The sequence below is a fragment of the Streptomyces sp. NPDC001093 genome, assembly GCF_040298985.1.
Classification (GTDB): domain Bacteria; phylum Actinomycetota; class Actinomycetes; order Streptomycetales; family Streptomycetaceae; genus Streptomyces.
Map to the genome: position 1 here is coordinate 1 of NZ_JBEPBF010000221.1, position 9,421 is coordinate 9,421.

Below are 9,421 nucleotides of genomic sequence, written 5' to 3' on the forward strand. Positions count from 1 at the left end.
CTCGTCGGTGCGGACGGTCAGCGGCGCGCCCCGGCCGAGCCTGCGGCGCAGCTCGGGCCACTGGGCGGGGCGCAGCCCGAGGGTGTGATGGGCGAGGACGAGGTCGACCCGCTCGCCCACGCCCTCGTCGGGCGGGACGCCGTCGCGCAGCGGCACGTGGACGATCGTGTGCCGGGAGTAGGCGGCGAAGGAGAACAGGCCGGCCAGCCGGCTCAGTCCGTCGTGGTCGCCGAGCAGCAGGCCGATGGGTTCGGGTGCGCGCAGCGAGGTGTGGCGCAGGGGCTGCCGGGGCTGGACGACCCGGTGCTCGTGCGGGCCGGTGCGGGGCCGGAACTCGCGCAGCCTCAGCCGCATACGGTCGTGATCGCGGGGGCGTTTGTCATGCCCCCAGCGTGAGGCTCACGCGGAGGCCGGGGCAACGGAGATTCCGCCCAGCAGCGTCCGTGCGAGCCGCGCGGCGAACGCGTCGGCCGACGGCCGCTCGCCCGTGTCGGTCGCGTCGTAGGCGAAGGCGCGCTGCGCGCAGGCACCCAGCAGCAGGGAGGCCGCCGCGAAGGTGTCGGCGTCGGCGCGGACACGGCCGACGGCCTGTTCCGCGCGCAGGTAGGCGTCCAGGTCCTGGATGGGCCGGTGCGGGCCGGCGCCGAGGGTGCGCAGGGCGTCGTCGTGGCGCCGTTTGAGCTGGGTCTCGGCGTACAGGGAGGCGGCGATCGGGAAGCTCTGCTCGTAGAAGAGGGCGGCCTGGCGGGCGATCTCGGTGAGGTTGCCCTCCAGGGTGCCCTGTCCCGGTTTCGCGGCGAGGCCGTTGAGGAGGGGCGTGAGCCGGGGCAGCCGCTCGGCGAGCACGCGTACGAACAGGTCTTCCTTGCTGTCGAAGTACTTGTAGAGGGCCGCTTCGGAGCAGCCGGCCGCGCGGGCGATCTCCTTGGTGGTGGCGCGGGCGAGTCCGACGGTGAGCATGAGCTCGTGGGCGGCGTCGAGGATGCGGACACGCGCCGGCTTCGGCTCCATGGGCGTCCAATCGGGCTTGACGAGTGGGTGAGTGCTTACCCACTCTAGAGTGAGCAAGGGTGAGTGAATACTCACCCACCAATCCCGAGTACGGGAGCATTCATGAACCTCACCGTTTTCGGCGCCACCGGCGGCATCGGCCGGGAGATCGTCCGCCAGGCGCTCGGCGCGGGCCACCGGGTGACGGCCGTGGTCCGCGATCCGGCCCGGCTCGACGTCACGGGGGACGCACTGGAGGTCTTCCGCGCCGACCTCACCGACCCCGAGGAGCTGCGCGCCGCCGTCCGGGGCCGGGACGCGATCCTCTCCGGCCTGGGCGCGCGCAGCCGCAAGGACGCCGGGGTCGCCACCCGGCTGACCCGTACGGTTCAGCGCGCCATGGAGGCGGAGGGCGTACGACGGCTGCTCGTGGTCAGCGCCGGTCCCGTCGGCCCCGCCCCCGAGGACGACGGCGCCCTGGACCGTGCGATGCGCGGCCTGGTGTCGGCCGTCCTGAAGGACGTCTACACCGACCTGCGCGGGATGGAGGCCGAGCTGGCCCGCAGCGGCACGGACTGGACGTCCGTACGGCCGCCGCGCCTGCAGGACAAGCCGCTCACCGGCCGCTACCGCACCGCCGTCGGCGGCTTCCCGCGCAAGGGCCGCTTCATCGCGCGCGCCGACGTGGCGCACGCGATGCTGGCGATGATCGATGACGAGGGGACGGTGAAGCAGGGGGTGGGGGTGGCGTACTAGGCCACCGCCGTTCGTGCCGTCAGAGGCTGACGCCGACCGTCACCGGTTCGTTGACGAGCGTGATCCCGAAGGCCTCACGGACGCCGGCGACCACCTCGCGGGCCAGGGCCAGCAGGTCCTCGGTGGTGGCGGCGCCCCGGTTGGTGAGCGCGAGGGTGTGCTTGGTGGAGATGCGGGCCGGTCCGGTGCCGTAGCCCTTGGTGAAGCCCGCCTTGTCGATCAGCCAGGCCGCGGAGGTCTTCGTACGGCCCTCCCCCGCCGGGTAGGCGGGCGGCTCCACGCCGTCGCCCAGCCGCTCGCGCACGCGCGCGTGGAACGCGGCGAACTGTTCGTCGGTGAGGATCGGGTTGGTGAAGAAGGACCCGGCGGACCAGGTGTCGTGGTCCTCGGGGTCGAGCACCATGCCTTTCCCGGTGCGCAGCTTCAGCACTGTCTCGCGGGCGTCGGCCAGCGGTACCCGGTCTCCCGGTTCGACGCCGAGCGCGCGGGCCGTCTCGGCGTACTTGACGGGCCCGGAGAGCCCGTCGGCGTCCTCCAGCTCGAAGCGGACGCGCAGCACGACATAGCGCTCGGGGTCGGCCTTGAAGCGGCTGTGGCGGTACGAGAAGGCGCACTCCTCGTTCGTCAGCGTGACGGTCTCGCCGGCGCGCCGGTCGTAGGCGATGACCTCGGTGATGGTGGAGGAGACCTCCTGGCCGTAGGCGCCCACGTTCTGGATCGGCGTGGCGCCCGCGGAGCCGGGGATGCCGGCCAGGCACTCGATACCGGCGAGCCCCGCCTCGACCGTGCGGGCGACGGCGTCCGTCCACACTTCGCCGGCCGCGAGCTCCAGCGTCGTCCCGCGCAGTTCGACCCCGCGTGTGGCGATGCGCAGGGCGGTGCCGTCGAACCCCTTGTCGCCGATGACCAGGTTCGATCCGCCGCCGATGACCAGCAGTGGCGTCCCGCTGTCGTCGGCCTCACGGACGGCGGCGATCACCTCGGCGTCGGTCACCGCAGTGACCAGCCGCGTCGCTGGACCGCCCAGCCGGAAGGTGGTCAGCGGGGCAAGAGGGGCGTCGTGGAGTACCTGCACGGGCCCAAGACTACGAGACGACTCCGCCGGCACGGGCGACGGTCACGGCACCACGACGGACGCCGGGGGCCCCTTCTTCTGCCTGACGCCGGGGCCCCTCCTCCTGCCGGACGCCGGGGCCCCTACTTCTGCCGGACGACGGGGGCCCCTACTTCTGCGGGACGACGGGACTCCTCCACCGACGGCGTCGGCCCCGGCCGACGGCAGGGCCGCCCCGGCACGCAGTCGCGTCCTGCTGCCGGAGGCACAACATCCGTAGGAGCGGCGGTTACGACACCGTGGCAGTCGCCGGAGGCCCTCGGCCCCGGGCCGACGGCAGGGCCGCCCCGGCACGGCCGCGGTGCCGCGCCAAGCCTTGGTCCCACGCCGACCGCACCCAGCCGCTCCGCAACCCGCACGCACCGACAGGCACGTACGCGCGTGTGAACGCGTGACATGCGTGCACGCGCGCGTGAACACCTGACAGATGTGCACCGCACGTGAACCACAACACACGTGCACGCGCGCGTGGCTCCCCTCGAAGGCCACGCGCGCGTGGCCGGCGTACCGTCTCTGCCGCCGACGGTCTACGTGAGCCGCCGCTCCGCCTCCTCCCAGGTCACCGGCAGTTGGTCGCTGGTGGTCTGCCACGTGGCGAACGCGGAGTCCCGCATCCGGGAGGCCAGCGCGCGGGAGGTGGGCCGGTGGGCACCGGAGTGGGCGAAGGCCTTCAGCGCGTCGGCGGACTCCCAGGCGGACAGCGTCCAGAAGGTCCGCCGCAGGGGCTGTGCCCTGAGGGAGGCCCCGTACGCGCCGGGCGCCCTGCCCACCTGCCGCCACACGGCCGGGGTGCGAACCAGGAAGCGGAGGGCGCCCCACAGGGAGCGGGTCTCGAAGCGCGAGGCGAAGACGTGCACCTCGGTGTCCTGCGGCGGGGTGTTCGGCACGATCCAGGGAAGAGCGGGGAGTGCGGGCATCGCGAACTCCTTGTGACGAGGGTGGCGAGGTGCCGGGCAGGTCTTCAGCGGGCGGTGGCCGCCGGCACCGGAGCCTCGGCGCCAGCGGCCTCCGGGGCCGGGGCGGGCGTCTGCCCGTCCGCTGCGGGGGCGAGGCGGGCGGCGCCGAGCCGGGCCGGGATCACCAGGGCCGCGACCGCGGCGAGGGCGACAACCGCCGAGCCGGTGACCAGGGCCGGCCGCAGGCCGTCGACGAAGCTCTGTGCGCTGTCGTAGCCGCCCTGTGCGGAGAAGATCGACGACATCACGGCGATGCCGAGCGCGCCGCCCACCTCGCGCAGCGCGTTGTTGGCCCCGGAGGCGATGCCCTGTTCCTGCGGGCGGACGCTGGACATCACCAGGTTGGCGGCCGGAGCGAAGTACAGGGCCATGCCGATCCCGCTGATGACCAGGGCGGGCAGCTGGGCGGCGTAGGAGGCGTCCGCGGTGGCGACGGCGGCCATGTAGCCGAGACCGAGGGCCTGCAGGAACAGGCCCGCGGCGACGACCGGTCGGCCGCCGATGCGGTCGGAGAGGATTCCGGCGATCGGCGCGACGAGCATCGGCATGCCGGTCCAGGGCAGCATCCTCAGGCCCGCCTCGGTGGGCGAGTAGCCGAGCACGCCCTGCATGTACTGGCTGAGCAGGAAGATCGAGCCGAACATGCCGACGAACATCAGCAGGCTGGCGGCGTTGATGCCGGAGAAGGCCCGGGACCGGAACAGCCGCATCGGCAGCATGGGGGCGGCCGCGCGGGAGCTGTACAGAACGAACCCGGTCAGCAGCGCGCCCCCGGCGAACAGCGAGGTGAGGACCACGGAGTCGGTCCAGCCGTCGGCGGGGCCGCGGACCAGGCCGTAGACGATCCCGAAGAGGCCGCCGCTGGCGAGCAGGGTGCCGGGGACGTCGAGCCGGGCGCCGGTGCCGTGGGACTCGGCGAGGCGGAGACGGGCGAGCGGCAGGGTGATCAGGCCGAGCGGCACGTTCAGCCAGAAGATCCAGTGCCAGGACACGTGCTCGGTGAGGCTGCCGCCGATGAGCGGTCCGGAGGCGACGGCGAGCCCGTTGACGGCGCCCCAGATGCCGTACATCATCCCGCGCTTGGCGGCGGGCACGGCCGCGGTCAGCAGGGTCAGCGTCAGCGGCATCATCACGGCCGCGCCGACACCCTGGACCGCGCGGGCGGCGATCAGGGAGCCGATGCCGGGGGCCATGGCCGCGGCGGCGGAGGCGCCGGTGAAGACGGCGAGTCCGGCGATGAAGAGCCGGCGGCGCCCGAAGCGGTCGCCGAGCGCCGCGCCGAACATCAGCAGGACGGCGAAGGTGAGCGTGTAGGCGCTCACGGTCCACTCGAGGTCGTCCAGCGCGCCGCCGAGGTCCTTGCGGATGGAGGGCAGGGCGGTGGTGACGACGAGGTTGTCGAGGGCCGCCATGAAGCCGGCGACGCTGGTGATGACGAGGGCCCAGGCGGCGCTTCCGCGCCCCGCGCTCGTCGCGGTCTGCTGTGACATCTCTCCCCCAGAGAGCGATCTCTAGTTAGTTATTGATGACTAACTTTTGTGCGCAAAGAAAGAGGCGGGACAGTCCGCCTCGTTCCGCTACTTCTCCAGTCGGCCGGTGATCCGGGCCGACGGATACATCCCCTGCCAGACCCGGTGCTCCGGCGGGAACCTCATGGCCGCGAGGGTATTGATGAGCATTCCGTACGCCAGGAAGGTCGTGGTCCCGTTGTCGTCCGCCCCCAGCGGCAGGTGAACGGTGTCCCAGAGCTTCATCCAGGAGGCCCGTACGGCCTCGCCGAACTCGTGGTCCCCCTCCGCCTCGGCCGCCGCGACCGTGATGTACGTCTGCATCTGCATCTGCAGCCTCTCGGGCTGCTCCGTGATCATTCGCACGTAGGCGTTCGCCATGGCGTGCAGGGCCTCCTCGCCCTGAAGCCCCGCGGCCGCCTCCTGGAAGACCCGGCAGGTGTCCTCCACGCAGCGCAGCGACGCGGCCGCGAAGATCGCCTTCTTGCCCGCGAAGAGCCGGAAGAGGTACGGCTGCGACACACCCACGCGGCTCGCGATCGCCTCCGTGGAAGTGCCGTAGTAGCCCTTCTGCGCGAATTCCGCGATCGCCGCGCGAACGACGCTCTCGCGCCGCTCCTCTGCGCTCATCCTGACCATGGAAGGTAAGTTAGTGCTCAATCACTAACTTAGCAAGGCCCTCGTGCGCGGATGTGCGTAAGGGGCGTCCCACCAGGGAGGACGCCCCTTACATCACCGTTCCGGTGGTGCCGTCAGGCCAGCCGTACGACCGCCCGGGACACGCCCAGCACCTTCTGGCCGTCGCTGGTCGCCGTCAGGTCCACGCGCACGGTGTTGTCGTCCAGCTTGGCCGCGACCTTGCCGCTGACCTCGATCAGCGCACCCTTGTCGTCGTTCGGCACGACGACGGGCTTGGTGAAGCGGACGCCGTACTCCACGACCGCGCCGGGGTCCCCGGTCCAGTCGGTGACCACGCGGATCGCCTCGGCCATGGTGAACATGCCGTGCGCGATGACGTCCGGCAGGCCGACCTCCTTGGCGAACTTCTCGTTCCAGTGGATCGGATTGAAGTCCCCGGAGGCACCCGCGTAGCGCACGAGCGTGGCGCGGGTCACGGGAAAGGTCTGCGCCGGCAGTTCGGTGCCGACCTCGACGTCGTCGTACGCGATCTTCGCCGTCATCAGGTCCTCACGCCCCCTCGGCCGCGCGGGCCACGAGCTTGGTCCAGGCGGTCACGACGTGCTCACCGGCCTCGTCGTGCACCTCACCACGGATGTCCAGGATGTCGTTGCCCGCGAGGGACTTGATCCCCTCGATGCTGGAGGTGACCGTGAGCCGGTCGCCGACCCGCACGGGGCGGCTGTAGGCGAACTTCTGGTCGCCGTGCACCACGCGGCTGTAGTCGAGACCGAGCTGCGGGTCCTCGACGATCTGCCCCGCGGCCGGGAACGTGATGGCGAACACGAACGTCGGCGGGGCGATCACATCGGAATGACCGAACGCCTTCGCGGCCTCCGGGTCCGTGTAGACCGGGTTGGTCTCGCCCACCGCCTCGGCGAACTCGCGGATCTTCTCCCGGCCCACCTCGTAGGGCGCGGTGGGCGGGTAGGTCCGTCCCACGAAGGACTGGTCGAGCGCCATGGCCCGGCACCTCCTGATGTCTGCTGTGATGGCCCCAAATTAGCCGGAATCCACGGCGGGGATCGCGCGGGGGACGGGTGAGTCCCGGCCGCTGAAGCGCGGGTGAAGCCGAAGCCCCGGTGGAGGGGGTGAAACGCCGCGAGGCCGCCCCCTCGGAAGGGGACGGCCTCGCGGACGAGCCTGTTTATCGCGTTTCGCGGTGCGCGGTGTGCGCGTTGCAACGCGGGCAGTGCTTCTTCATCTCAAGACGGTCCGGGTTGTTACGCCGGTTCTTCTTGGTGATGTAGTTCCGCTCCTTGCACTCCACGCAGGCCAGCGTGATCTTCGGGCGGACGTCGGTGGCAGCCACGTGAGTGCTCCTAAGACGAACGGGTGGACTAATTCAACGCAAGAAAGAGTAGCCGATCGAAGGACCGACCCCGCAATCGGCTACTGTGAGTAGCGGTGACCGGACTTGAACCGGTGACACAGCGATTATGAGCCGCTTGCTCTACCGACTGAGCTACACCGCTGCGGTGCGATCGAGTCCCGCCTTTCGACGGGAACCTCTCACACCAGAGCCCCAAAACGGAATCGAACCGTTGACCTTCTCCTTACCATGGAGACGCTCTGCCGACTGAGCTATTGGGGCGAGCGATGAAGACATTACACGGTCCGCCGCCGTTCACCCAAATCCGTATCCGGCAGCCCGCGACCACCCCCGGCCCAGGGCCCGCAGCGACCTCATGGGTCGCAGTGCGGGGGCCGATGAGGCAGTGGGTGATCGCCAAGAGCGGCCGGCCCGGGACGCCTAGTGACAGAAGCGGGGCACGCACGCGTGCGCGTCGCCGGGGGAGAACGAGGGCCGCGCGGGTGGGCGACACGTAGTACCGCGAAGGGCGGACCACACCGGTACGACTATTGCGCTCCTGCGCGCCCGGCACGGCTCGCCGCCCTAGGCTCGACTCGCCCGGCGTGATCTTGGGGCCCGGGCCCCGGAGTCTCACACGGGCGCGCCCGAGCCCCCGGCCCCCGACCCTGGAGCGCGATGCCCGACAGCCAGCCGCAGCCCCACCCGCAGTCGAACTCGGGATCCTCGGGCAAGTTCGCCCCGGCCGCTCTGCTGCTGTGCGGGGCGCGGCTCACCGACGGCCGCACGGTGGACGTACGGCTGGGCGGCGGGCGCATCGAGGCGGTGGGCACGGCCGGCAGTCTGGCGCCGGGCCCCACGCGGATGGGCGCCACGCGGACGGGCGCCACGCGCGTGGACCTGAGCGGCTACCTGCTCCTGCCGGCCCCGGCCGAGCCGCACGCCCACGGAGACACCGCGCTGTCCGCCGAGCGCCCCGGCCCGGCGTCGTACACCCCCGAGGACGTCCAGCGCCGGGCGACCGAGGCGGCCCTGCTGCAGCTCGGGCACGGGGCGACGGCGGCACGCGCGCACGTGCGCGTGGGCGATGTGCAGGGGCTCGACGCGCTGGGCGCCGTCCTGCAGGCGCGGCGCTCGCTACGGGGGCTCGCCGAGCTGACGACGGTGGCGATGCCACGGCTGCTGACCGGCGTGGCCGGGGCCGACGGGCTGGCGATGCTGCGCGACGCGCTCAAGATGGGCGCCTCCGTGGTGGGCGGCTGCCCCGACCTGGACCCCGATCCCACGGGCTATGTGGAGACCGTCCTGGAGGTCGCCTCCGAGCACGGCTGCCCGGTGGACCTGCACACGGACGCCTCCGACCCCGCCCGGTTGTCCCGGCTCGCCGCCCTGGCCGGGGGACTGCGCCCCGGCGTGACGATCGGACCGTGCGCCGGTCTCGCGCGCCTGCCCACCGAGGCCGCCTGCCGCGCTGCCGACCAGCTCGCGGCGGCCGGTGTGACGGTCGTGTGCCTGCCCCAGGGCGGCTGCTGCGGAACCGACCGCCGGGGCGCCGCTCCGGTACGGCTGCTGCGCGCGGCCGGGGTGCGCGTGTCGGCGGGCAGCGGCGCCCTGCGCGACGCCTCCAACCCCGTGGGCCGCGGTGACCCCCTGGAGGCGGCCTACCTCCTCGCCTCCGCGCACGGCCTGCGCCCGGAGGACGCCTACGACGCCGTCAGCACCTCGGCCCGCGCGACGCTGGGCCTGCCGGAGGTACGCGTGGAGGCCGGCTTCCCCGCCGACCTCCTCGCCGTACGCGGCAACCGCCTGGCCGGCGCCCTGTCCCTGGCCTACAGCCGGATCGTGGTCCATCGCGGCCGGGTGGTGGCCCGCACGAGCGCGGTACGCGAGTACTGCAACTCGGCGGCCACGGCGGAACTCGGGTTGCCGCGACAGGGGCGGGGCGCGTTGTCGTGAGGGGGCGCGCGGTCTCGGGTGGGCGCCGGGGGGCCGGGGCGGGGCGCCTGCAGAGCTGAGAGGCGCGTGGATGGGCGTGCACGTCGGCGCGTACCCGTCCACCTGCCCCCGGCGCGCTCCCGTCCACCTGCGCCCGGCCTGTGGCCGTTCG

At 72.4% G+C, this 9,421-nt stretch carries 10 protein-coding genes, 2 tRNA genes and 1 pseudogene; 2 read left to right on the forward strand and 11 right to left on the reverse strand.

From position 1 onward, the window contains the following. Both ABT288_RS48105 and ABT288_RS48110 read right to left on the reverse strand, forming a co-directional pair. Positions 1-354: pseudogene (locus ABT288_RS48105) on the reverse strand (hypothetical protein); the annotation flags it as partial. Positions 355-399: 45 nt separating this feature from the next. Further along, complete coding sequence (locus ABT288_RS48110) at positions 400-1,011, reverse strand: TetR/AcrR family transcriptional regulator (RefSeq protein ID WP_351622921.1); 612 nt, start codon at positions 1,009-1,011, stop codon at positions 400-402. A 102-nt stretch (positions 1,012-1,113) separates the two neighbouring features. Between ABT288_RS48110 and ABT288_RS48115 the strand changes: the two genes are divergently transcribed. Then, a complete protein-coding gene (locus ABT288_RS48115; RefSeq protein ID WP_351622923.1) occupies positions 1,114-1,746 on the forward strand; it encodes an NAD(P)-dependent oxidoreductase in 633 nt (210 codons plus the stop codon). Positions 1,747-1,765: 19 nt separating this feature from the next. On the opposite strand, the gene ABT288_RS48120 is transcribed toward ABT288_RS48115, so the two are convergent. The 9 genes from ABT288_RS48120 to ABT288_RS48160 all read right to left on the reverse strand — a co-directional run bounded on the left by ABT288_RS48120 (position 1,766) and on the right by ABT288_RS48160 (position 7,596). Further along, positions 1,766-2,821: a UDP-N-acetylmuramate dehydrogenase gene (locus tag ABT288_RS48120; RefSeq protein WP_351622926.1), complete on the reverse strand. Its 1,056-nt coding sequence runs from the start codon at positions 2,819-2,821 to the stop codon at positions 1,766-1,768. Positions 2,822-3,387: 566 nt separating this feature from the next. Then, the gene (locus ABT288_RS48125) at positions 3,388-3,777 is read right to left on the reverse strand and encodes a DUF3291 domain-containing protein (RefSeq protein ID WP_351622928.1); all 390 of its coding nucleotides are present in this window, start codon (positions 3,775-3,777) and stop codon (positions 3,388-3,390) included. A gap of 44 nt (positions 3,778-3,821) precedes the next feature. Further along, entirely contained in the window at positions 3,822-5,306 is a 1,485-nt protein-coding gene (locus ABT288_RS48130) for a DHA2 family efflux MFS transporter permease subunit (RefSeq protein WP_351622930.1), read from the reverse strand. Positions 5,307-5,393: 87 nt separating this feature from the next. Continuing rightward, positions 5,394-5,963 (reverse strand): TetR/AcrR family transcriptional regulator, encoded by a 570-nt coding sequence (locus ABT288_RS48135; RefSeq protein WP_351622932.1) that lies wholly within the window; start codon positions 5,961-5,963, stop codon positions 5,394-5,396. A gap of 113 nt (positions 5,964-6,076) precedes the next feature. Then, a complete protein-coding gene (locus ABT288_RS48140) occupies positions 6,077-6,505 on the reverse strand; it encodes a MaoC family dehydratase (protein ID WP_351622934.1) in 429 nt (142 codons plus the stop codon). A gap of 7 nt (positions 6,506-6,512) precedes the next feature. Next, positions 6,513-6,965 (reverse strand): FAS1-like dehydratase domain-containing protein, encoded by a 453-nt coding sequence (locus ABT288_RS48145; RefSeq protein WP_351622936.1) that lies wholly within the window; start codon positions 6,963-6,965, stop codon positions 6,513-6,515. A 184-nt stretch (positions 6,966-7,149) separates the two neighbouring features. Then, the gene (rpmG, locus tag ABT288_RS48150) at positions 7,150-7,314 is read right to left on the reverse strand and encodes a 50S ribosomal protein L33 (RefSeq protein ID WP_003948671.1); all 165 of its coding nucleotides are present in this window, start codon (positions 7,312-7,314) and stop codon (positions 7,150-7,152) included. A gap of 90 nt (positions 7,315-7,404) precedes the next feature. Further along, positions 7,405-7,477, reverse strand: a tRNA-Met gene (locus ABT288_RS48155). Between the two features lie 46 nt (positions 7,478-7,523). After that, positions 7,524-7,596: transfer RNA gene (locus ABT288_RS48160), tRNA-Thr, on the reverse strand. A gap of 396 nt (positions 7,597-7,992) precedes the next feature. On the opposite strand from ABT288_RS48160, the gene ABT288_RS48165 reads away from it, so the two are divergent. Next, entirely contained in the window at positions 7,993-9,270 is a 1,278-nt protein-coding gene (locus ABT288_RS48165; RefSeq protein ID WP_351622939.1) for an amidohydrolase family protein, read from the forward strand. Positions 9,271-9,421 lie beyond the last annotated feature (151 nt).

Bases quoted from the DNA above. Each gene is read 5' to 3' on its own strand.
- ABT288_RS48165 (WP_351622939.1), top strand. From the start codon at position 7,993: ATGCCCGACAGCCAGCCGCAGCCCCACCCGCAGTCGAACTCGGGATCC.
- ABT288_RS48130 (WP_351622930.1), bottom strand. From the start codon at position 5,306: ATGTCACAGCAGACCGCGACGAGCGCGGGGCGCGGAAGCGCCGCCTGG.
- ABT288_RS48140 (WP_351622934.1), bottom strand. From the start codon at position 6,505: ATGACGGCGAAGATCGCGTACGACGACGTCGAGGTCGGCACCGAACTG.
- ABT288_RS48125 (WP_351622928.1), bottom strand. From the start codon at position 3,777: ATGCCCGCACTCCCCGCTCTTCCCTGGATCGTGCCGAACACCCCGCCG.
- ABT288_RS48145 (WP_351622936.1), bottom strand. From the start codon at position 6,965: ATGGCGCTCGACCAGTCCTTCGTGGGACGGACCTACCCGCCCACCGCG.
- ABT288_RS48135 (WP_351622932.1), bottom strand. From the start codon at position 5,963: ATGGTCAGGATGAGCGCAGAGGAGCGGCGCGAGAGCGTCGTTCGCGCG.
- ABT288_RS48115 (WP_351622923.1), top strand. From the start codon at position 1,114: ATGAACCTCACCGTTTTCGGCGCCACCGGCGGCATCGGCCGGGAGATC.
- ABT288_RS48110 (WP_351622921.1), bottom strand. From the start codon at position 1,011: ATGGAGCCGAAGCCGGCGCGTGTCCGCATCCTCGACGCCGCCCACGAG.